The sequence below is a fragment of the Candidatus Parakkermansia intestinigallinarum genome, assembly GCF_944389695.1.
Classification (GTDB): Bacteria; Verrucomicrobiota; Verrucomicrobiia; order Verrucomicrobiales; family Akkermansiaceae; genus Akkermansia; species Akkermansia intestinigallinarum.
In genome coordinates this window covers 33,265-54,366 of record NZ_CALXNG010000014.1, presented here as the reverse complement: position 1 = coordinate 54,366, position 21,102 = coordinate 33,265, and the positions used below count along the sequence as shown (strand labels likewise).

17 protein-coding genes and 1 CRISPR repeat array are annotated in these 21,102 nt (G+C 62.4%); of the genes, 5 read left to right on the top strand and 12 right to left on the bottom strand.

Annotated features, from left to right (window positions below):
• Positions 1–27: 27 nt before the first annotated feature.
• Positions 28–2,236: a CRISPR direct-repeat array (repeat unit 32 nt; unit sequence GTTTCAACTCGCGCGCCCGCGAGGGGCGCGAC).
• Between the two features lie 202 nt (positions 2,237–2,438).
• The 7 genes from cas2 to cas3 are packed head-to-tail and all read right to left on the bottom strand — an operon-like array spanning position 2,439 to position 10,297.
• Complete coding sequence (gene cas2, locus AC6UAL_RS05605; RefSeq protein ID WP_500682388.1) at positions 2,439–2,729, bottom strand: CRISPR-associated endonuclease Cas2; 291 nt, start codon at positions 2,727–2,729, stop codon at positions 2,439–2,441.
• Positions 2,730–2,745: 16 nt separating this feature from the next.
• Positions 2,746–3,780 carry a type I-C CRISPR-associated endonuclease Cas1c gene (gene cas1c, locus AC6UAL_RS05600; protein WP_500682387.1) on the bottom strand — a complete coding sequence of 345 codons (1,035 nt, stop codon included), beginning with the start codon at positions 3,778–3,780 and terminating at the stop codon, positions 2,746–2,748.
• A complete protein-coding gene (gene cas4, locus AC6UAL_RS05595) occupies positions 3,777–4,412 on the bottom strand; it encodes a CRISPR-associated protein Cas4 (RefSeq protein ID WP_500682386.1) in 636 nt (211 codons plus the stop codon). The genes cas1c and cas4 overlap by 4 nt, the downstream gene beginning before the upstream one ends.
• 33 nt (positions 4,413–4,445) lie before the next feature.
• Positions 4,446–5,291 carry a type I-C CRISPR-associated protein Cas7/Csd2 gene (gene cas7c, locus AC6UAL_RS05590; RefSeq protein WP_500682385.1) on the bottom strand — a complete coding sequence of 282 codons (846 nt, stop codon included), beginning with the start codon at positions 5,289–5,291 and terminating at the stop codon, positions 4,446–4,448.
• A gap of 21 nt (positions 5,292–5,312) precedes the next feature.
• The gene (gene cas8c / locus AC6UAL_RS05585) at positions 5,313–7,226 is read right to left on the bottom strand and encodes a type I-C CRISPR-associated protein Cas8c/Csd1 (protein WP_500682384.1); all 1,914 of its coding nucleotides are present in this window, start codon (positions 7,224–7,226) and stop codon (positions 5,313–5,315) included.
• The gene (cas5c, locus tag AC6UAL_RS05580; protein ID WP_500682383.1) at positions 7,223–7,939 is read right to left on the bottom strand and encodes a type I-C CRISPR-associated protein Cas5c; all 717 of its coding nucleotides are present in this window, start codon (positions 7,937–7,939) and stop codon (positions 7,223–7,225) included. Before cas5c ends, cas8c begins: the two co-directional genes overlap by 4 nt.
• A gap of 21 nt (positions 7,940–7,960) precedes the next feature.
• Positions 7,961–10,297, bottom strand: coding sequence for a CRISPR-associated helicase Cas3' (gene cas3, locus AC6UAL_RS05575; RefSeq protein ID WP_500682382.1), 2,337 nt, complete (start codon positions 10,295–10,297; stop codon positions 7,961–7,963).
• Between the two features lie 733 nt (positions 10,298–11,030).
• On the opposite strand from cas3, the gene AC6UAL_RS05570 reads away from it, so the two are divergent.
• Together AC6UAL_RS05570 and AC6UAL_RS05565 are read left to right on the top strand one after the other, a co-directional pair.
• Entirely contained in the window at positions 11,031–11,777 is a 747-nt protein-coding gene (locus AC6UAL_RS05570) for a metallophosphoesterase family protein (RefSeq protein ID WP_500682381.1), read from the top strand.
• Positions 11,778–11,944: 167 nt separating this feature from the next.
• Positions 11,945–13,525, top strand: coding sequence for a S8 family serine peptidase (locus AC6UAL_RS05565; RefSeq protein WP_500682380.1), 1,581 nt, complete (start codon positions 11,945–11,947; stop codon positions 13,523–13,525).
• Between the two features lie 177 nt (positions 13,526–13,702).
• Here the strand turns inward: AC6UAL_RS05565 and AC6UAL_RS05560 are convergent, their stop codons facing one another.
• Positions 13,703–14,341 (bottom strand): hypothetical protein, encoded by a 639-nt coding sequence (locus AC6UAL_RS05560; RefSeq protein ID WP_500682379.1) that lies wholly within the window; start codon positions 14,339–14,341, stop codon positions 13,703–13,705.
• A 101-nt stretch (positions 14,342–14,442) separates the two neighbouring features.
• Here AC6UAL_RS05560 and AC6UAL_RS05555 point away from each other — a divergent pair, with 101 nt between their 5' ends.
• Positions 14,443–15,417, top strand: coding sequence for a hypothetical protein (locus AC6UAL_RS05555; protein WP_500682378.1), 975 nt, complete (start codon positions 14,443–14,445; stop codon positions 15,415–15,417).
• A gap of 67 nt (positions 15,418–15,484) precedes the next feature.
• Here the strand turns inward: AC6UAL_RS05555 and AC6UAL_RS05550 are convergent, their stop codons facing one another.
• The gene (locus AC6UAL_RS05550; protein ID WP_500682377.1) at positions 15,485–16,108 is read right to left on the bottom strand and encodes a hypothetical protein; all 624 of its coding nucleotides are present in this window, start codon (positions 16,106–16,108) and stop codon (positions 15,485–15,487) included.
• Complete coding sequence (locus AC6UAL_RS05545) at positions 16,105–16,572, bottom strand: hypothetical protein (protein ID WP_500682376.1); 468 nt, start codon at positions 16,570–16,572, stop codon at positions 16,105–16,107. Before AC6UAL_RS05545 ends, AC6UAL_RS05550 begins: the two co-directional genes overlap by 4 nt.
• A gap of 200 nt (positions 16,573–16,772) precedes the next feature.
• Between AC6UAL_RS05545 and AC6UAL_RS05540 the strand changes: the two genes are divergently transcribed.
• Entirely contained in the window at positions 16,773–17,057 is a 285-nt protein-coding gene (locus tag AC6UAL_RS05540; protein WP_500682375.1) for a hypothetical protein, read from the top strand.
• Between the two features lie 105 nt (positions 17,058–17,162).
• On the opposite strand, the gene AC6UAL_RS05535 is transcribed toward AC6UAL_RS05540, so the two are convergent.
• Positions 17,163–17,684, bottom strand: coding sequence for a hypothetical protein (locus AC6UAL_RS05535; RefSeq protein WP_500682374.1), 522 nt, complete (start codon positions 17,682–17,684; stop codon positions 17,163–17,165).
• 185 nt (positions 17,685–17,869) lie between these two features.
• Between AC6UAL_RS05535 and htpG the strand changes: the two genes are divergently transcribed.
• Complete coding sequence (htpG, locus tag AC6UAL_RS05530) at positions 17,870–19,714, top strand: molecular chaperone HtpG (protein ID WP_500682373.1); 1,845 nt, start codon at positions 17,870–17,872, stop codon at positions 19,712–19,714.
• Between the two features lie 236 nt (positions 19,715–19,950).
• Here the strand turns inward: htpG and AC6UAL_RS05525 are convergent, their stop codons facing one another.
• Positions 19,951–20,901, bottom strand: a complete 951-nt coding sequence (locus AC6UAL_RS05525; protein WP_500682372.1) for an ROK family protein — start codon at positions 20,899–20,901, stop codon at positions 19,951–19,953.
• Positions 20,902–21,102 lie beyond the last annotated feature (201 nt).

The following is a 21,102-nucleotide window of genomic DNA, read 5'->3' as shown; positions in this document are numbered from 1 at the left end:
GTGCTTTTTTTTGCTTGACTTCGACAAGTTTCAGCTCGCGCGCCCGCGAGGGGCGCGACCGCAGACGCGCTAGTGCTCGATGACCTTGGCAAAGTTTCAACTCGCGCGCCCGCGAGGGGCGCGACTGGGCGTGCTGCCCTATGGCTTCATCAACCCCGAGTTTCAACTCGCGCGCCCGCGAGGGGCGCGACGGAGATCTTCGGTCTCTGCGTCTTTGATAACAAGGTTTCAACTCGCGCGCCCGCGAGGGGCGCGACCGTCCGTTCCTTTACCCCGAAGGAGGCCGACGAAGTTTCAACTCGCGCGCCCGCGAGGGGCGCGACCTTCGTCCCGGTCACCTTGCGGCGCCCGTGCCCAGTTTCAACTCGCGCGCCCGCGAGGGGCGCGACTGAACAACGCCTTGACGAAGCGCAGAAGCGCCTCGTTTCAACTCGCGCGCCCGCGAGGGGCGCGACGTGATATAATTCGGGTGTACCCGCAAGGGACAACGTTTCAACTCGCGCGCCCGCGAGGGGCGCGACGCATGCGGCCTGAGTTTTACCCGTGCCGCATGCCATGTTTCAACTCGCGCGCCCGCGAGGGGCGCGACGGGGTGGGTTCGGGGTTACGGAGTCGGGGGTCGAGGTTTCAACTCGCGCGCCCGCGAGGGGCGCGACCTAAGGCGCCGCTTCGCGAGATGTCGGATCTCGAGTTTCAACTCGCGCGCCCGCGAGGGGCGCGACGACGGCGCCGACCTCAACGCCTACGATAACCACCGCGTTTCAACTCGCGCGCCCGCGAGGGGCGCGACAGCGAGGCCGACGCTATCTTCTCGCATTTTACCCCGTTTCAACTCGCGCGCCCGCGAGGGGCGCGACCGGAATGCGGCGAAGCATGGCTCGCCACCGCCAAGTTTCAACTCGCGCGCCCGCGAGGGGCGCGACTGATACAGCGCCTTGCCAAGTGCGAGGTTGCTTTGTTTCAACTCGCGCGCCCGCGAGGGGCGCGACGTCTTCCGGGTCGGTGCCGTTTTCCATGTGGGCGTGTTTCAACTCGCGCGCCCGCGAGGGGCGCGACCCGCCAAGGCTGCCAAGGCTGAGCCCGCCGCCGAGTTTCAACTCGCGCGCCCGCGAGGGGCGCGACTGACCTCCGCAAGGAGGCCGGCCAAAAGACGACGCGTTTCAACTCGCGCGCCCGCGAGGGGCGCGACCTGCGTCGAAACCGAGCGCCGCTTCCTCGGCTCGGTTTCAACTCGCGCGCCCGCGAGGGGCGCGACCGCCCGGCGCAAGCTGATTCTGCCTTGCGCCAACGGTTTCAACTCGCGCGCCCGCGAGGGGCGCGACTCGCCACGCGCCGCCCGCGTCACCTCGACCGCATGTTTCAACTCGCGCGCCCGCGAGGGGCGCGACTGCGTCCACGATACACCAATCACCAGCGCCGAAGTTTCAACTCGCGCGCCCGCGAGGGGCGCGACGCCTCCTTGCGCGCCTCCGCGCAAGAGCCGTGAGTTTCAACTCGCGCGCCCGCGAGGGGCGCGACGGCACTCTCCGCCGAGGACGCAGCAGACGTCGCCGTTTCAACTCGCGCGCCCGCGAGGGGCGCGATTGCCGACCAAGCTGCAGTATATCAAGCGGCGCCGTTTCAACTCGCGCGCCCGCGAGGGGCGCGACAAAAAACAAAAGGCGTGCCCAAGGCCAAGCGCGAGTTTCAACTCGCGCGCCCGCGAGGGGCGCGACCCATGTTAGAGGCCGATGATAAGCACGAGCTCGCGTTTCAACTCGCGCGCCCGCGAGGGGCGCGAACGGCGGCCTGTACACGCTGGACACGCCGCTCGGGTTTCAACTCGCGCGCCCGCGAGGGGCGCGACAACATCCGGCGTGGCAATCATGCGGCAGGACGGGTTTCAACTCGCGCGCCCGCGAGGGGCGCGACACCGCAACGGGGCGCGACGTGCGCCCCGCCACCGTTTCAACTCGCGCGCCCGCGAGGGGCGCGACTTCCACCGACAAAACTCCATGACCACACAACCCCAGTTTCAACTCGCGCGCCCGCGAGGGGCGCGAAAAATCAACCCCGGGAAATAACATGATCGAGGTGTTTCAACTCGCGCGCCCGCGAGGGGCGCGAAGAGATCCCCGGCTATCGCCTCAAGCCCGGCGCGTTTCAACTCGCGCGCCCGCGAGGGGCGCGACAGGGTGCTTATCGACTTCGGCGCAAGAGTCAACGTTTCAACTCGCGCGCCCGCGAGGGGCGCGACGCATTAGTCTACAACCCTTGCAATTGAATGGCAAGGAAGATTTTTACGCGAACAGGGGATTTGTCTTGCCCTGTTTGCATATAAAATATATCCGATTCCTTTCAATGTGCTGGTTTCGAGTGTTTTGCACGCTGCGCGAACGGGGCGCAGATTCGTGAAAAGCCAGGGGTTCGCGTGACGGAACCGAAGAGATTCTTAATGCTCAAAGTATGAGCGGGCCATTGAGATCCACGCTTGTATCGCGCCCCATATGAACAATTTTCTCGCGTACTCGCTCGTTCATGGGGTAGATACGGAGGCTATCTTGCTCATGATCGATGAGCTTAGCCAGTTTTGCTTTGAAGCTAACGTAAAGTTCCGTTGCCATCACGCATTCAAAGACGGATTTCTGAACGCGTATGCCGTGGTCTTCACACAGCCGCGCGACTCGACGCAATCGCTTGCGCCCTGCAGGTGTGGCTGTGGCGACGTCGTAGCTGATGAGGTAGATCATGGTAGAGCGACTCTGTTTAATGCCAGTACATGGGAGGGTAGGCATCGAGGCTACCTCGCACATGATGTGCTAAGAGACGAGCTTGGATGTGCGGTATCATGCCGATGCTTATTTTTTCGTTCAGGAAGGGATGCATGATGGTGTCTGCTTTGCGTTCTTGCCAATGCGTCAGGACGCAGCGTTTCGCGTCGTCACTCAGCCACACGCAGCCGTTTTCGTCGCGCGAGAAGTCTGAGATGCTTATTTGCCTGCGGTTGATGAGGGTGAGCGCGAGGCGGTCAGCGAGTGGGGCTCGCAGTTCTTCCATGAGATCGAGAGCTAAGGATGGTCGACCGGGGCGATCTTTGTGATAAAAGCCAACGGCGGCGTCGAGGCCTACGGCTTCCAGAGCTGATCGACAGTCGTGGGCAAGGAGGGTATAGGCAAAGGAGAGCAGTGCGTTGACGGGGTCTTTGGGCGGACGTCGGTTGCGATGGGTGAACCGGAGCTCACTGACTTGCAAGCAATGGGAGAAGACGCTGAAGTAGGCTTCGGCGGCGTTGCCTTCTAGGCCAAGGAGTTCGGCACTTGTGGCTGCGCGGCGGCTGAGGCGTGCGCAGCGCGCCATTTCATGTTCGGCGGCACTCAGTTCGGTGGCAGCAATGCTACAGGCTTCGCTGTGGTCGCGTCGCTGTCTCTGGAGCAGTAGGCGTGCGTTGAGGATTTTGGCGCTAACCATGTTGCGAGCTATGTTCAGCGAGTCCTGCTCCGAGTCGGCTACACGGTATTGTTGCCGGCGCAGCAAGACGTTGCCATGGCTAAACCCGCTGATGCGGTAGAGGAGTTTACCGTGCGGATTGCATTGGGAGACGCAGATGCCGCGTTCAGCACAGTCAGCTAGCAGTTGAGGGGTGGCGGCTATGTTCCACCCGAAGGTTTGGATGGCTTCCAGGTTATGGAGGGGCAAGCGCAGGAGCCTCTGCCCGTGACGGCTGATGCTGACGCTTTCTCCGTCTTTGCTCAGCAAGCTGTCATCACGGGTGACGTAGAGGGTGTTGAGATGTTTTTTCATTGTTCCTTGAGGCTCGTTTCTATCTGATTGTTGTTATACATGACGGCACTGCTGCGGCGTATGCCGGGTAGGCAGATGTCTCGCAGGGAGCATGATTTGCAGTGAGGTTGCAGTTCCGGCGGAGGAAGTCGGCGGGAGTTGAGGAGTTCGCGCGTGGAGATGATGGCGTGGCGCGTTTGCTCGCGCAGCTGCTCGTCGAAGGGTACGCGTGTACGCCGACGCAGGCTATGATAGTAGAGGTAACCTTCGGCGATGGTGCAGTGGTGCATTTCTTCCAGACAGAGGGCTTGAGCGCAGAGCTGGATGCTGTCGGCAATCAGGGATTGTTGGCGCCCATGCTTGTATTCGACCGGAGTGATGGTGATTTCGCTGCCGACTCTGCGGAATTCAACGGCGTCGGACTGCCCTCTCAGGCCGAGTTCATGGCTAATGAGGGGCAGTCCGCGAGCGGTTCGCACACCGCCCTGTGTGCTTGACGGGGCGGTGTGCACGCGCTCGTGTTCGATGCGGCCAAAGGTGGTCAGGGCGTTTTCCTCCCAGCACCGGTCGGTGTATATGAGGGCGCATTGCCTCGGGCAGAAGCTGTAATGCTGCAGGGCAGATAGCGCGACGTACTGGTCTTCGGCGAACATCGTTTGACGAATCGTTCTCGATAGAAGGTGCAATCAGCAGGGAACGTCCTCCAGCGTGACGCCTGCAGGCATGGGGTCGATGCTCAACTCGTAGTCGGCAAAGCTGCGGGGGCATTCGACGCCTTCGCGGCGGCGGATGTGTACGCTGTCGTAGAGTTTGTGGGCCGGTGCGTTACCCAGTTCACTGTCGTGCTTGAAGAAGAGCAGTTTGCGCACGGCCATGGAGCCGGCAGGGCGCGCAGCGGAGGCATCGAAGGTGAAGAGGTTGCAGAGGGCTTCTTTGAGGACGTCGAGGTCCGCTTCGTTAAACCCGGTCTGCTCGGCCAGGAAGGGGTTGATGGTTCCTTTGGCAAGGTAGACGCCGTAGGGTACGGTGAATTTTCGCCCTATGGTGCGGTTGTCGCCCTTCTGGGCTTCTGCTTCTTTTTCGGTGGTGACGGCACAGCGGGTGACGGCGTATTCGAGCTGGGTGACGGGGTCGACGGAGCGGGCGAATGAGATTTGCACGGGGCCTCGCACTTGTCCGCAGTTGACGCCGGTCGACATGACGGCTCCGAAGCTGCGGATGTCAAAGAAGTTGCGGCACATCCAGGCTCGAGCGTCTTCAATGGTCGGCGTGTTACCCTCCTGACGGAGGGCCTGATATGCGCGCTCATGCTGGTTGTTGAGGATGGCTTTCTCTTTGACGTAGATTTCGTACGGTGCCTCATTGCGACGGGTGAGTTGCACGTAGTTGCGGATTTTGCGTTTGATGCACACGTCGGTGACGAGGCCATGCTCGGTTTCGCCGTCGGTGCGGGGGAGGTTGCCGGCGTCGGGGTCGCCGTTCGGGTTGGCGTCGAGGGCGTCGAAAATGAGGATGAAGTCAATTTTGTTCATATGGATTGATGTGGTTGGAAGTTATAGGTTGGTGGAGGATTCGTTGTTGTTTTTGCTTGTGTAGAAGTTTTGCGTTTGGTGGTAGAAGCCGATGGCGAAGAGGCCCTGTTGCTCGAGTGTGAGTTTGGCGGGGAAGCTCGTGATGCCGCTCATGATTTCTTGCACCAGTCGGTCGCGCACGACGCGTTGCCCGGCGTTGGGGAGTTTGGAGAGGTGATGATTGTAGAGTTTCATCAGGCGCGGGAATACGCCTGCCGGATTGACCGAAGCGCTGGCGTAGAAGGAGTCGCGGAGCGTTCGGTTGATGTTGCCGAGGGCATCGTCCTGCGTTTTTTGCAGGGCGGCGAAGAGGCGACCGAGGAGGTAGCCGATTTCTTTGTTTTCTGTGTCTAGCATGGTTGTGAGGTTAAGGTTGCGGTTTTTGCGTGTGAGCCAAGCCTTGAGATAGGCGCAGCGGATGTAGTTGATGTTGCGATCGGCTCGGAAACGCCTGGTGATGGCCATGGCGATGGAGTCGGGATAGGGTAGATTCCAGAGGATGGAGCGCATGAGCTGCCCCGCGTAGTTGGGAGGTATTTCCTTGCTCTCTCTCGCAGTCTCGCGCAGGATCATTCGGGGTGTGATGCACTGCGGATCGCGGAATTTGGTGCCGCGGCGCTGCATCCGGAGGGCGGCGCCGTGCGCCGCTAGGTTACGGAGCAGTTCTCCAAAACCTGACTCGTAGAAGAAGCGCACGGAGAGGCGGGCGGCATTGGGCGAGAGCCCCAGAATGTAGAAGGGGGTTTCGCCCGCGCTGTCGAGCAGGGTTTTGGGAACTCGGCCCGCCGCCAGGGAGCGGACGGTTTCGCGCACGCGTTGCAGCAGAGCAGTGTCTTGAGCTTCCGGCCTGCTGTCTTCATCCGCAACGTTGGCAAACAGGTCGAACACGCCCATGGGGCTTTCGGTCTGCTCTTCATCCTCGACGCCTTCCATCGACATGCCGAGGATCGCTTGCATCTCTGCACGCTGTTCTTCGGGGGCATCGGCCCAGAAGACCATGGTGGTATCACCGAGTCTCTGTCGCGTGGCGTTGTCACTGAGCAAATAGTTCAGGGCATTACAGTAAGCGAAGGCTGCTTGTTGAGATACGGGAGCGTTGGTACTTTGGGCTTTGCCGTACGATTCGAAAGCTGAGCAGTTGAAGGAAACGAGCTTGGCTCCGGTTGCTTGAGCTCCCGAAATGCCGCGAATCGCCGGTTCATGCAGAAGAGCCACGGGAGCTCGCTGGCCGGTAATCAGGCACATCGATTCCTCGTTGTTGGCCGATTTCTTCTTTGAGTCTGGCAAATCCGGACCTCCGCTCTTCCACAGTTCATCTCCCCCCTCTTTCCACCAGTTTACGAGGTCCGACTGTTGGTGCAAAAGCCCCAGGCCTTGGACGTCGATCATCACGTTTGAGATGAGGGCGTCTGCCGAGACGGTTCCGGCTTCGGGAATCTTTCCCGGTTGCCATGTCTCCAAGAAGCGACAAAAGGCGGAATAAGCGGTATTCTGCAGAAGGTGCTCAAAGGCCAGGTAGCGCCGCCGCGTCTCTTCAAAGGCTTTGACGGCGCGTTGCAGGCCTTTTTCTCCTTTCTTGGGGTCTGCGGAATACCCGAAGAAGTAGGAGACGTTATCCCACAAAAAGCAGGGGTTAATGCCGCTGCCTGAGGACTTGCTCTCGCCCGGTACGAGTTCTTGGTGAGAGACAAGTTTCTGCTTGACGGTTTCTTTACCTTTTTTGCCCACCGAGCGCTCCTCCACGAGGTCGCGGCAGTCTTCCAAACGCAAGACTTCTCCATTTGGGCTGAGTACAAGGCGCAAGGTGAAGTTTTGGCGACTGAGCCCTATTTCCGGCAGCTCTTTGCCTTCTTCAAGGAGGCGTCCGTACAAGGAATACAGTTTGGTCAGAATCATTTGAGTGCTTGAGAGAGGGGTGGTACGTTGAGGACGCCGTCGCGCAACTCGGCCATGAAGAAGACGGGCTCTGCGCTCTGTCTCTTGCGGGTATGGGCGCAGATGACTTTACCGTTTTTCGGGTCGTCGTGGTAGACGATGTCATGGAGCATCAGCCCGAGGTTGCGATTTTTCTGGTTGTCGGGCAGATAACTGGGCGGCATGGGGTGAGTTTCATCGACGAGGGCGAACATGGCTAAAAATTCGCGCATGCCCAGCCCGGGCTGGTGAAAACACTGCCCCTTTGATGCCCGCCGCTTGAACATTTCGAGATGTTTGGCGACGGCGTTTACCTTATCCTCATCTTCGAGGATGTCGACATGGGCTTCGATCACATACGAGACATCGCGAAGCAGGGTTGCAGCGCGCTGTTGGCGGTTGTCTTCAATGAAGTCTCCGAGAAAGGCCGTTTTTTCTCCTTTCATGACGGCCGCAGACGGGGGCGAAATCTTTTTACCGATTTCGTTGCGCCGTATCTGCGTAAAGCGTATGGGGGAGAGCACGTGGATGCGGTCGATGACCCAGCGGAACTGGGGTTTCCAGTAGATCGCGGAAAGGATTCCGCGCGCGGCTGAGGGCGTCATGACTTCGTAGCTCATGCGCTCGGATTTCAACTCCGGGCGCGTGAAGCAGGCGTAGTCGCCCCAGACATGTAGTTTTATGCCATAGGACATGATGTTGTTTTTTTCGGGTTGTTAACAAATGGTGGATGAGGGAGGAAGGGGCGCGGTCGCGCGGGCGAGCCCGGTTTCTTTGCTGTACAGGCCTTCGGTGCAGAGCATGCTGATTTCCGCGGCATGATGCAGCTTTTCGAGGTGTGCTTCAAGGTGCTCCATTTCTGTTCGATAGACGGAGACGCTGATGCTCTGAAGGCGGCGATAGAGTTCGCGCGGGGGCATGATGTTCAGGGAGCCGAGTTTGAGCAGCTCGCGCCTGATGGCTTCGGCTTCTTTGCCGTAGGGGACGAGAATGACTTGCTGGTCATTGTCGATGAGTCGGAAGTCTTCAGCCATGGCTCGGAAGTTCCAGTTGAAAACGGCGCCGGGCTGGGTTCCGATTTCCGTTTCGACGAGACCCCGACTATCCCAGCCCTGCCCGCCTCGTTTGCCGTAGAAGCGCTCGAAGTAGTCTGTTACGGCTTCGGGGGAGAAGAGGTCATCGTCGGAGCAGAGGCCCGAGGCACGCAGGTCGTCGAGCGCGAGAGCTCCGTCTCTGACGTCCACCAGAAGGGCCGATCCGTCCTCATCCCCGGCCTCGTAGGCGAAGACCTGCCCCATCTCCAGCTCGCCGTGGCGGTTGCAGCGGCCGGCCGACTGGGCCAGAGAGTCGAGACCGCAGCGCTCGCGGTAGACGATGGGGAAGGAGATGTCGACGCCGGCTTCGATGACTCGGGTTGAGACGAGCAGGGTCGGCAGCCCTTCCTGCAGGCGAGTTCGCACGGCATGGAGCACCTGTTCGCGGTGCGCGGGACACATGCGGGCCGAGAGGTGAAAAAGCCCCTCAAAGCCTTCATCGCGGGCTTCTCGGTAGAGGGCTTGGGCTTGACGGGTGAGGTTGACGATGATCAGAGCGCTGGCGGCATTGGCTGCGGCCATACTGTCTCGCAGGTGGCCGAGGAGCTCGGTTCGCGTTTGCCGGCCGATGAAGCTGAGCCGGACGCGCTTGAAGGCAGCGGCCAGCTGTTGCTCGAGTTCTTCTCCGAGCAGGCTTTGCACGTCTTGGGTATTCCAGCCGATGTCGAAGACTTTGTTCTCCGACTTGGCGGATGCCGGGAAGTTGACAAAGGCCGGCTGTGTCGCGGTGCAGAGGAGAATGGTGCAGCCGAAGTCGCGCGCGAGGCTTTTCAGGAGGGCGAGGCAGGGTTTGAGCTGAGCTGTCGGCAAAGACTGAGCTTCGTCGAGGACGATGACGGAGTTGGCAACGCGGTGCAGTTTGCGGCAGCGTTTGTTGCTAACGCTGAAGAAGGAGTCGAAGAATTGGACGTTGGTGGTGACGATGAGAGGGGCGTCCCAGTTTTCCGTTCCGAAGCGGTTGCGCTCGCTATCATTGTTATCCGATACGCGGCTCTGGTGTTCGACGACGGCTTCGGCACCCAAGGCGTCTCGAAAGTTCCGCGCGGTCTGGTCGATAATCGAGCTGTACGGAATGGTATAGATGATGCGCTGCTGCCCGTTGCGGCGGGCATGGGCCAAGGCGAATCGCAGAGAAGCCCATGTTTTGCCGCCGCCGGTCGGTACGTTGAGCCGATAAACGCCGGGTTTGCGGTCAGCTGAGGTCAGGCAGGCATTGCTGATGCGGCTTCGCCACTGATTGATGGGGGTGGTCGGAGCTCCGAAGCTTGCGAGATGACGTTCCAGTCGCTCGGCGAGCTGCTCGAGGCTCGGGAAGTGCAGAGAATCGCGCAAGGCCGAGTCCTTCGGTTGGCAGAAGTCTTCCGTTGCCTGCCAATCCGCATCAACTAGGGCGGAGTGCAGCATACGCACGCTGAGTTGTAAAGAGAAGAGCAAGTCCGCCTTTCCGGCCGACTTGAAGTGCGGACGGCATTTCTTGAGACGCGCAGCATTCTCTTGGAGCAGGGGCAGCAGCTCCGCACGGCTCAGCAACTCCTCCCATTCGGGGTTGAGCAGCTTGCCGCCGGCCGCGCCGCGAGTGGTCATAAACTCGCTTCCGCAGCCAAGCCCGCTGTGGTGACCGAGGAAGGCATAGGCCATGAGCACCGCACGTATATCTCCCGGCATGAGCCGCAGAACCCAGGCTGCTGCCGCACTTTTATGATCAACACTCTCCGCCTTCTTTTTGGCGGCGGAAAGGGCCAAGTAGCGCTGAAAGGCGGGCGAAGCTTTACCGATATCGTGCAGCATCCCCAGCACCCGGAAGGCCGGAGCAAAAGCTTCAAGCGCCGTCCCCGCAAAGCCTGCGACATAGGATTCAAGGCGTTGCGCCACCTTCTCGGCGTGACCGTCTGCCCCAAAGAGGGGCTCCCAGTCTTCCGGAGCGCGGTCGGCGAGTGTGTGTGCATAGATGGGATTCATCGGATTGAGAGCGGGATGGTTCGGAGATTTTGTTTCGAGCACGGCAAAGGGCGCTGTCTGCAAGAAAGATAGCAACACTTCTCACGCAGGTCAAGAGTTTTTTGAACTTTTTTTGCCCCTTTCAAACTTTCCCCGCCTTTTCACAGGAATTGATTTACATTTTTTCAAGGAGGGCAATCGCGCTTATCTCCAAAGTCCGCCTCGGGTTGACAAAGCTTTCTTGCTGTTTTATACTGTTGCTGTTCGTGCATTTTTGCATGCGAGTTGAAACCTGTGGAAAGGTTGGGAGAGTCTTGAAATCCCACTATGCGCGGGCGGCTTCTGCCGCCCGCGCTTTTTTTGAGGCGCGATTCGGCTGCCGAGACACGCGAGCACGGCGTCGGGTTCTTTCCGCAGGGGGTGATGCCTCGTAAGTACCGATTTCGTTGCTGCGCGCATGGTTCTTTCTATCATATCGTTAGCTACTGTCAAGCATTCTTTGGAGTTGAAGCGGTGCAGCTGTATGACAGGGGTATGTATGCGGCATGCGGATAAGTTTCATATACGCTTCATTTTAAGGGAGCAGAATTTTTTTGTCGCTGCATGTCATTTTCTGACGCATCGTCCGAGCGGATCAGTGGGTGAATTCTACTCGTTTCTTCATTCGGTGGTCGTCTCGCTATTAGTCTCCATTCGGTCAGTGTCAGCTTTGGCGTTGCGCGGGAGCGGCGGGTTGTGGTATGATGGCCGGCGAATGACGGATCTTTCGGATAGAGGGCGCTTGTTTGTGATGGGTGATTTGCACGGGTGCCCGCGTGCGCTGGGTGATGCTGAGGTGGAGGCGCTGCGCGGTGCGGCGCTAGTGGTGCTGGGGGATTTCGGCTTGCTGTCGATCGACGGTACGCTGCCCGAGGCGTTTCGTCGTTTCGATGAGCAGTTGGCGGCTGTGGGGTGCCGAGGGTTGGTGCTGCGCGGTAATCATGATTTGGCGGGTTGTTTCCGACGCGAGTCGCCGGAGGCTCGTCGCTTTTGGTCTCGTTTTGTTGCACTGGAGCCGCTGGAGGATCTGGAGATGGTGCTTTGGGGAGGGAGGCGCGCTCTGGTGTTTCCCGGGGCGCATTCGGTTGATAAGGAGGCGCGGCTCTCTACGGGGCGGTTTTGGTGCGCGGAGGAGGTGATGCCCGATGCAGAGGATTCTCGTGTGCGCAGTGCGGATTTTGTGCTGGCTCATGCGGGCATGGGGTTGCCGCCTCGTATGATGGGGCCGGCTCAGACGGCGTTTTGGCGTTCGTGCCAATGCGCGGATCCCGGGCTTTCGGGTCGCTTGCTTGAGGAGCGCCGCAAGGTGTTGCGGGTGGTGCAACGCTCGGGGGCGCGGTTGTGGTTTTGCGGGCATTATCATTGTTCTTTTATGGATGATTTCGGCGATTTTCGCGTGGTGGCGCTCGATGAGCAGGAGTTGCTTGAGGTGGGGCCGATGTTGCCGGATCCGGTGGTTTGAGTGATCGGGGCAGAAGCTCGGTTTTGCCTGTGCGACGGTTGCGGTAGAGCGTCGGGGCCGGAGGGGGCTGCTAGGGGTGGGTATGCGGTACGGAGGGGGCTGAAGGACGCGGTGCGGATGGCGCAGTATTTGCTTGCGGGTTGCGGGGCGAATGCTAGAATGGCGTCATGTTCAGGTTTGCTGTTTGTGCCGTGCTTGTTCTTGCGCTGTTGTTGCCGGGGGCTGCGCCGGCTTCGGCTCTCGAGGCGATGGAGAAGGAGGGGCACTGGGGGTATTCCGTGAATGAGGCGGTGGGGGCGCCTGCGCGTGAGGACGGTTCGTTCGCCGGGGCGGGGAGTCGGCTGGCGAATGTGGAGGCGGGTGTGCCCTGTCTGGAGCATGTGATGCTGCGCTGGTTGCCTCGCGATTGTGTGTTTACGGGTCCGGGGGCGTCTGCGCCGGTGCAGCCGCATCCGACGGCGGTTTCGTATGTGATGGTGGGCCGCTCGCCCGATGGTGATGTGCGGTTCTCGGGGCTGGCGCCCGGGGCGGAGTTCCGCGCGGGTACTTTCGTGGTGCCCGGCGAGGGGAAGCAGCCGTTTACGATGAGTTCGCTGCTGGGGGCTTTTATGAGGGCTTTTGAGTGGGCGGATGTGGTGAATACGTCGTGGGGGTCGGTGACGAGTCCGGGGGCGTATGAGTATTATTCGGATGTGATGGATGCGTTGTGTGCGGCGTATCCGCAGTCGTTGTTTGTGGTGGCGGCGGGCAATACGAATTCGCCCCGCTGGGAAGGTAGCCGCGACAAGGTGAGTCAGATTGCGTCGGGGTTTAATAATGTGAGTGTGGGGGCTCTGGGGCATGCGCCGGCTTTTGATCGTTTGACGGAGAATAGTGCCCGTCTGCCGCTGGAGGTGGTGCTGCCCGATGGTCGGGTGGCGGGGCGCCGCGCCGGGGTGGATCTTTGTGCGCCGGGTGAGTTTATGCGCTGTGCGGCCTGCCCTGAGGGGCCGCATGCGGAGCATGATCGTTTTTTGACGGCGACGGGTACGAGTGTGGCGGCTCCGGTGGTGGCCGGATGCGCGGCGCTGCTGCATGCTCGGGCTCGCGAGTTGGGCCAGCCGGCGGAGGTGCATGATGCGCGGGTGATGAAGGCTTTGTTGTTGGCGGGGACGCGTGTGTTGCCGGGCTGGTCGAATGGGGCGGATGCCGCCGGGGTGACGCGGCGGGGGCTGGATGATGCGTTTGGTGCGGGGGCTCTGGATGCGGGGGCTTCGCTGAGGATGCTGGAGGAGGGCTGCTGGCGTTCCCTGCGTGTGGGGGAGGCTCCTTGCACGGTTGATCTGGGTGTGCATGAGGCGGGTTCTGAGCTGACGGTGGCGCTCTGCTGGTTTGTGCCGACGCGTTTGCCGCTGCTGGATGGGGTGGCTTCGGCCGCGGATTTACCGGGGTCTCTGCCGAGCCGCCCGGAGTTGGTTTGCGGGCCTCTGCCGCATGCGACGCTTGAGCTGCGTTGCGAGGGGCGGCGCGTGGGGCTGTGCGATGCGGAGCTGAGCCCGACGCAGTTTTTGCGTCTGCGTTTGCCGCGCACGGGGCGTTGCTCGTTGGTTGTGGTGCGCCGGGCTGATGTGCCGCGCGGAGGGGAGGTCGGGGCCTCGAAGGAGCTTGCCGGGTCTCCCCTGCTCTGCGGGCTTGCTTGGAAGGTGACGCCGCCGGAGCTTGCGGACGGGGAGCGGCAGGATGAGGCGAGCGCGGAGGAGCCGCGTTGAGCGCTGCTGCGTGCCGGAGCGGCTGGCAGGTGCTTGGCGGCAAAGGCGTGAGCCGGAGCGCGTGAGGGGGCAGCTCTTGGCGAAGCGCGTGAGGAGTCAGCTCTTGGCGGAGCGCGTGGGGGAGCCGCTCTTGGCGCAGCGCGTGGGGCGTCAGCGCTTGGCGGAGGGGGTGGGGCGTCAGCGCTTGGCGGAGGGGGTGCGGCGGTTGACGGAGGTGAGGGTGGCGCAGGGGCCGTACCACGGGGTCTCGGGGGTGCAGTTGCGGACGATCATGGTGCGTTTGCCGTGGGGTCGGCTGCTCCACCAGCCGAAGAGGCGGATGAGTTTGTATTCGGCGGCGATATGTGAGGGGCCGCGGCGCTTGCGGACGGCGCGGTAGGCGCGATCGGCTTCGCGGCGGCTGAAGCAGGCTCCGCCGGAGAGGGCGTGGTAGAGGGCGTCGTGGATGAGGGTGGCTTCGAGGTCGGCGGTGCCGGTGGTGCCGATGCTTTTGCCGTCCCAAACGTAGTCGGGGTAGATGACGAGGCAGTTGCCGCGCGCTTCCATGATGATGTTGCCGGGGCTGTCGCTGTCAAAGCCGCTCCAGTAGCCGATGTTGCGCCCTGGCAGGGTTTGGATGACGGTGCAGGTGGTGCGCAGGCAGAAGCCGGGGTATTGCTCGGGGAGGAAGGCGTACCAGCTGTCTTGTTCGCCGGCGCGGCTGATGACGTCGGGGGCGATTTCTTTGCCGACGAACATGACGCCGACTTGCTCGCAGCTGCCGAGGGCCAATGCTGCGATGCCGGCGCGACACAGCTGCAGGAGGGTACGCGACACGCTGACCCTTAGACAGCGATCAGGGAAAATTTGTTCAATTTTCGCTCTTTTGCTCTTTCCGTGTTTGCGATGGCCGCAGAGTCTGCTAGACTGTTGTTGCGATGGGTGAGATGCTGGGCGGTTTTTTTGAGTTGGAATGGCCGGATGCAGGCGCGGGGCTGCGCGGGGAGGGGCCGGGCTGCGCTTTTTTGCATTCGGGGCGAGCGGGTCTGGAGTGTTTGCTGCGGGGGATGTTGCGCGAGGGGATGTTGCGCGGCGAGGTGCTGGTGCCGCGCTGGACCTGTGATACGGTGACGGAGCCGCTGCGGCGGCTGGGGTTGCGCGTGCGTCGCTACGCGGTTTCGGCGTCGGCGGAGCCTTTGCTGCCGCGAGAGGCAGCCGAGGGTTCGCTTTTGCTGCTGACGGATGCTTTCGGTCTGAACACGCAGCGGGTGAAGGAGCTGGCACGAAGTTGGCCGGGGCCGGTGGTGGTGGATGCGACGATGGCGCTTTTTGCGGATTACGGGGCGGAGGTTCCGGCCTTTTACAGTTTCCGCAAGTGGGTGGGGGTGCCGGACGGCGGGATGGCTTGTGCGCCCTTTGAGATTCCGCTGCCTGCGGCTGAGGCTCGGAGTGCGGGGCGGATGCGCTGTATGCTGGAGCGACTTGAGTGCGGGGCGGAGGCGGCTCTGCCGTTCAGTGAGGCGGCGGAGGAAGAGTTGCACGGGGAGGCGATGCGTATGTCGCAGCTGACGCGTCGCCTGCTGCGCGGTATTGACTTTGAGCGGGTGAGGCGGCAGCGACGCGCCAATTTTGCGCTGCTGCACGAGGCGCTCGCGCCGATCAATCGGCTGGAACTGACGATGGATGCCGAGGCGGTGCCCTTCTGCTACCCCCTGCTCTGCGGGATTCCGGGGCTGCGCGATGAGCTGGTGGATGCCGGGGTGGCGCTGCCGCTGTTTTGGCCCGAGGTGGTGGAGGCCTGCCCGGCCGAGTCGGCGGAGAATTACTTGTCGCGCTCGCTGCTGCCGCTGCCGCTCGACCAGCGCTACGGCGAGGCGGAGATGCGGCATCTCATCAGCCTGATTCTCGGGTGAGGTGCTCGGGGGCTGTGGTGCTCGGAGTCAGGGGCGGAGCGTGCCGCCGTGCCCCCGCAAGCCGCGCTCAGCGCGGGATGCCGGGGAGGGCGGAGGCGGCGCGGCGGCGGTAATAGTCGGCAGCCGATGCGTCCTTGACGAAGCGCAGGGAGCCCAGTTGGCCGCTTTCAAAGGCGTCGGCCAGTTTTTCGAGAGCCTCGGCGCTGCCGCGCAGCGCGGCGTGGTGCAGGCGCAAGGCCTCCATGTAGGCCTCGGGCTTCATCTCGACGGAGGCCATGGGGTTGAGTTTGTGCAGCAGGGCGATGAGGCGCACGTCGCGGGCCTCTGCATCGCTGAGACGCATGGCGGCAATCCATTCGGCCAAGTCGGCGTAGACGATGTCGCGATACTCGCGGCTGAGCGGGCCGGGGGCTGCCGGGGCACCGCCGAGCGCGGAGCTCGGCGGCAGGCCCTCGCGGCCGAGCTCAAGTTCGGGAACGCGCGGCGCACGCGGCTCCGCAGGGGCTGCGGGAGAGGACTCGCGAATCAGGCTTTCGACATCATCGGCGCTCAGACCGATAATCGGCACGGCTTCCTCCCGCTCCGGCGCGGTAGCCGCCGAACTCGCCTGCTCGGCGGCAAGAGCGGCAGCGGCCGTCAACGGGCAGGCGGCAAGGCTGAGCCAAGCGGCGGCGTGTCGGGCGGCGTTCATCGGTTGCGGGGGATGCGCATGCGGCGCTGGCCGGGGGTGTTGGCACGTCGGCGCGAGAAGGCGTCCGTCATGAGAGTCCACGCGTCTTGCAGACCCGAGCTGACGAACCACTCCTCCTTTTTGAGGCGCATCATGTGGCGACTCACGGCGTTGCGAGCCTCCGAAAGAGCGATGATTTCTTTCTCGTTGCCGGTGACGAGGGGGGGCATGGCGTGGAAGTCGCGGCTGAGTTTGCGGGAGACGTCTTTGGCGCTCTCCTCGCTGTTGACGGCGGCGAGTTTGTCGGCAGCCGCCCGCAGCAGGTCGATTTCCTTCTGGTAATCGCGGCTGATGGTCTCGGGAGCCTTGGCGGCGGGCTTGGCTTTGGCGCCGTCATCACCGGCGGCGGAGGCGCCGGGCACGGCCACCGCCGCAAGGGGCAGCAGCAGGAGAGAAAGCAGAAGCTTGAGAAGCGGGCGGTACATGGCGATGATTCCTAAGGTAACACGGCCGGCGGTCTTTGTCAATCGCGAACCGCCGCCCGCGTTGCCGACGGAGGCAGGCCCCGCCGATGCGCCAGAGAAAAAGCGGCGCAGTCTCTTGATGCCGCAGGTGAAAGCGCATTCTAACTCTAATCATTTTTCAACGGCGCTACCGGGGACGTGTCGAACCTGTAACGAGGCACATGAAAGCGAAAAACATCACCCGATACACGTACGAAAACACCGATTTTCAGGGCTGGCGCGTGAGCATTCAACGCTGCGGGCGCATCATCACGCGCTACTTCTCTGATCTGCAATGCGGCTCAGAGGAAGAATCATACCGGCGCGCCATCGCCTACCGCGACGAAGTGCTGCGCCAGATGGCCTCGCACCGCGATAACCTGCCCGACTACATGGATGAAGAGCTGCGCCACGTGCAACACCTGCTGCGCGAGCGCGGCAACGCCGCCGACACCCCGTCGCTCTGAAACGCCCCCCGCCTCCGAAACGCATCCCGGAGCAGCCGCCCGCGCTCGGGCACAGTGCCGCCCCTCCGCACTCCGGCAAGCCCGGTGCCTCGCCCGATCCCGATCCTATCGGTCGGCGGCTTCACCCGCTGCCGCCGCCTCATCGTCGCCGGCATCCGTGCCGAGCTGCGGGGCAAGAAGCGCACGAAGCGGTGCACAGCCGTAAAAATCCGCATCGCTGAGCCGCTTGAACTGCACCGCCGTCTGCTGGAGCAGCTCGATGAAGGGAGCCTTGACATCAGGCGTATTGTCGATGTAAACGCGCAGCGCGTCGGCCCTCATGCGCCCCTGCATCGCCCCCATCTCCCCCAGCAGGGCACCCAGCGGCGCCACGGCCGCCGACGCACTGCCGGCATCGCGCACCCCGCTGACGAGCTCGAGCTGCCGACTCAGCGCCTGCTGCAGCTCCGCCGTCCACTGCCGGAGCGTCTCCGCCGGCACCTCCGTCGCAGCGACCGAGACGTAGCCCGGCGCCACGGCCGGCGCCGCATCATCCTGAGCAGCCGCAGACCCGGCCGCGCGTGCATCGGCACCGAAGCAGCAAGCGAGAGGCGACAGCATGAAAAGAGCGAGACAGGGCTTCAACATGGTGCGATTGTAGAGCCGAGAAGCCCTCAAGTCAAGCCCTTTGCGCGGCAGCTCGTGCGGCGGAAGCAAACGGCGGTTCGCATGGCACATTTTGCCCCTTGACGTCCGCGCATTCGCTCGTACAATAAGGGCCGTACAGAGGCCGCGTTTCGGCGGTCGCCTTCCCCTTTCCTATCGTTACTCTTATGGCAAACACAACACATCAATTCCAGACAGAGGTTCGTCAGTTGCTCGACATCGTGATTCACGCCTTCTACAGCGACCGCGAAGTCTTCGTGCGAGAGCTCGTCTCCAACGCCTCCGACGCCCTCGAGAAACTGAGACTCAAGCAGCTGACGCAGGCGGACATCTACCAGCCCGAGCGCGAACTGCGCATCGCCATCACCACCAACGAAGAAGACCGCACCCTCACCATCGCCGACTCGGGCATCGGCATGACGCAGGACGAAGTCGTCGAATACCTCGGCACCATCGCTCACTCGGGCACCAAGAAATTCCTCGAAGCGATGAAGGAGAGCCAGGGCGGCACGCAAGACCTCATCGGCCAGTTCGGCGTGGGCTTCTACAGCGTCTTCATGGCGGCGGAAAGCGTCGAGGTCACGACGCGCTCGTGGCAGCCCGACGCCAAGGCCGTGAAGTGGTCGAGCGACGGCCGCGACGGCTACAGCCTCGAAGAGGCGGCCGACGACACCCCGCGCGGCACCTCCATCCTGATTCACCTCAAGGAAGACGCCGCCAACTTCAGCAAAGCCGACCACACGCGCTACATCGTCGAGAAATACAGCAACTTCGTCGGCTTCCCGATCGACTACAACGGCGAGCACCTCAACACCGTTCAGGCCATCTGGATGAAAAACAAAAAGGACGTCACGCCCGAGGAGTACGACGCCTTCTACCAGTTCATCGGCCATACTGACAGCAAGCCGCTGACCTACATGCACTTCAGCGCCGACGCGCCCATCGTGCTCAACTCCGTTCTCTTCGTTCCCGAAGAAAACCCGGAATCCATGGGCTTCGGGCGCTGCGAGCCGAACGTCGCGCTCTACTGCCACAAGGTGCTCATCGACAGCAAGCCCGAGAAGCTGCTGCCCGATTGGCTGCGCTTCCTCACCGGCGTGGTGGACAGCGAAGACCTGCCGCTGAACATCTCCCGCGAGATGCTGCAGGACAACTCCCTGCTGCGCAAAATCTCGGGCATCATCACCAAGCGCTTCATCAAGCACCTCGAAGGCGTCGCCAAGAACGACGAAGAGCGCTACAACAAGTTCTGGCTCCAATTCGGCCGCTACCTCAAAGAGGGCGTCGTGACGACTTGGGAATACAAGAACGAGCTGGGCAAGCTGCTGCGCTTCGAGTCCACCTTCACCGAGCCCGGCAAGCTGACGAGCTTCGCGGACTACATCAGCCGCATGAAGGAGAATCAGAAAGACATCTACGTACTCTACGGGCTCTCCCGCGCCCAGCTCGAGCACTCGCCCTACCTCGATGCGCTCAAGGCACGCGGCTTCGAGGTGGCCTTCATGACTGAAAACGGCGACCAGTTCGTCATCGACAGCCTGATGCGCGTCGACGACAAAGACATCAAGGCCATCGACCGCTCCAACCTCGACCTTCCCCCGCTGGACGACGAAAACAAAGAGCCCGGCCTCGACGAAGAGAGCGCCAAGGGGCTGACCGACTGGGTGAGCGAGGCCTTCAAAGACCAGTTCAGCAAAGTCACCACGACCAACCGCGTGAGCTCGGCGCCCGCCATCGCCCTGCAGGCCGAGCACGACGTCACGCCCGAGGTGCGCGCCTACCTCAAGGCCATGGGGCAGGAAGTGCCCGAATCGCACCCCGAAATCGCCTTCAACCCGCACAACCCCATCGTGCAGAAGCTCGCCGAACTGCGCAGCAGCGACGAAGACCTAGCGCGCCTGCTGGCCGGCCAGATCATCGACACGGCCCTGCTGCGCGCGGGCCTGCTCGAAGACCCGGCGAAACTCGCCGACAACAGCTCGGCGCTCATCGCCAAACTGCTCGAAAAGTAAGCGCGGCAGGCGCCCCGGTGCGCCGCCGCCCGAAAGACACCAAGCCCCGCAGGTTCCGCGAACCTGCGGGGCTTCGGCATACCCGGCCAGCAACACACGCGGCCAGCAACACACCCGGCCACAGCGGCCACGGCGGCGGCCACACGGCCTCGGCTCGGCCGCGGCGCGGCCCGAAAAGGTGCGGCAGCGGCGCAGCCCGGGCGGGGCGGCCGCACGGCTGCTCCGGCGAGCACCCCTCACAGCAGCGTCCCGTCGGCGTAATGCTGCGCCATCAGCCCGGCCCCGATGAGCCCGGCATCCGACCCGAAGCAAGCCGGCAGCAAGCGCAAATTGGCATCGTGCACGCGGAAAAGCTGCTCGTGCAAACGCGCACGCAGCGGCTCAAAAAGCAAATCCCCCGCCTTCGCCACACCGCCGCCGATGATGAACGCATCCGGCACCACCGCATACATCATATTCATCACCAAACACGCCAGCATCTCCGCAAACTCATCGTAAAGCCCCTTCGCAATCGCATCACCGGCGCGCGCCGCCAGCTCCAGCTTGTAAGGCGTGCAATCCTCAGCGGGACGCTGCACCCCCGCAGCCGCATAGCGCGCCACCGCCTCCGCCGCCAGCTCATTATTGCCGATATACTCCTCAATCGCGCCGCGATTGCCGAAAGGCCCCACGCGGCCGCGGAAATGAATACTCGTCTGCCCCAGCTCACCCGACGACACATTGCGGCCGCGCAGCAGGCGATTGTGCACAATCACCGCCCCGCCGATACCCGTCCCCAGCGTCAGGCAAACCAAACTCTCAAGCCCCTGCCCCGCGCCGAGCTTCCACTCCGCATAGCCCATGCAATTCGCATCATTATCCAGCACCACGGGCAAGCCCAGCTGCTGCTGCATCACATCGCGCACCGGCACCTCGCGATTCCACACCGCCACATTCGTCAGCTGATACAACACACCCTTGTAAAAATCAACCCAGCCCGGCATCCCGAGCCCCACCGCGCACACATCCGGGTGGCGATCGCGCAAGCCCTTCATCGTCGCGCACATCGCATCCATAATCTCCTCCGGGCTTCCGTAAGCCGGAGTCGGCAAAGGCTGCGCCTTCTCAAGAATATCACTGCCGCAAGTCACGCCAATCTTAATCGTCGTACCGCCGAAATCCACTGCAATAGCCGGTCGAGAGTTCATGCAGCGCCATTATACGACACCCCACGCGGCACCGTCAAGCCCGCCTGATCACACAAACACAGACCCGCCCCCGCCCGCCTGCAAGAAAACACCGCATGCCGCAGTTTTAGCTTGACATTTACCCCATTCGCCTGCATCTAATACGCCTTGAAAGCCGCCGCGCCGATGCCGGATCACCAGGATCCGCGGCTGCGGCCGAGC

Excerpts from the sequence above, each read along its gene's own strand:
- cas2 (WP_500682388.1), bottom strand. The coding sequence starts at position 2,729 with ATGATCTACCTCATCAGCTACGACGTCGCCACAGCCACACCTGCAGGG.
- cas1c (WP_500682387.1), bottom strand. The coding sequence starts at position 3,780 with ATGAAAAAACATCTCAACACCCTCTACGTCACCCGTGATGACAGCTTG.
- cas4 (WP_500682386.1), bottom strand. The coding sequence starts at position 4,412 with ATGTTCGCCGAAGACCAGTACGTCGCGCTATCTGCCCTGCAGCATTAC.
- cas7c (WP_500682385.1), bottom strand. The coding sequence starts at position 5,291 with ATGAACAAAATTGACTTCATCCTCATTTTCGACGCCCTCGACGCCAAC.
- cas8c (WP_500682384.1), bottom strand. The coding sequence starts at position 7,226 with ATGATTCTGACCAAACTGTATTCCTTGTACGGACGCCTCCTTGAAGAA.
- cas5c (WP_500682383.1), bottom strand. The coding sequence starts at position 7,939 with ATGTCCTATGGCATAAAACTACATGTCTGGGGCGACTACGCCTGCTTC.
- cas3 (WP_500682382.1), bottom strand. The coding sequence starts at position 10,297 with ATGAATCCCATCTATGCACACACACTCGCCGACCGCGCTCCGGAAGAC.
- AC6UAL_RS05570 (WP_500682381.1), top strand. The coding sequence starts at position 11,031 with ATGACGGATCTTTCGGATAGAGGGCGCTTGTTTGTGATGGGTGATTTG.
- AC6UAL_RS05565 (WP_500682380.1), top strand. The coding sequence starts at position 11,945 with ATGTTCAGGTTTGCTGTTTGTGCCGTGCTTGTTCTTGCGCTGTTGTTG.
- AC6UAL_RS05555 (WP_500682378.1), top strand. The coding sequence starts at position 14,443 with ATGGGTGAGATGCTGGGCGGTTTTTTTGAGTTGGAATGGCCGGATGCA.
- AC6UAL_RS05550 (WP_500682377.1), bottom strand. The coding sequence starts at position 16,108 with ATGAACGCCGCCCGACACGCCGCCGCTTGGCTCAGCCTTGCCGCCTGC.
- AC6UAL_RS05545 (WP_500682376.1), bottom strand. The coding sequence starts at position 16,572 with ATGTACCGCCCGCTTCTCAAGCTTCTGCTTTCTCTCCTGCTGCTGCCC.
- AC6UAL_RS05540 (WP_500682375.1), top strand. The coding sequence starts at position 16,773 with ATGAAAGCGAAAAACATCACCCGATACACGTACGAAAACACCGATTTT.
- AC6UAL_RS05535 (WP_500682374.1), bottom strand. The coding sequence starts at position 17,684 with ATGTTGAAGCCCTGTCTCGCTCTTTTCATGCTGTCGCCTCTCGCTTGC.
- htpG (WP_500682373.1), top strand. The coding sequence starts at position 17,870 with ATGGCAAACACAACACATCAATTCCAGACAGAGGTTCGTCAGTTGCTC.
- AC6UAL_RS05525 (WP_500682372.1), bottom strand. The coding sequence starts at position 20,901 with ATGAACTCTCGACCGGCTATTGCAGTGGATTTCGGCGGTACGACGATT.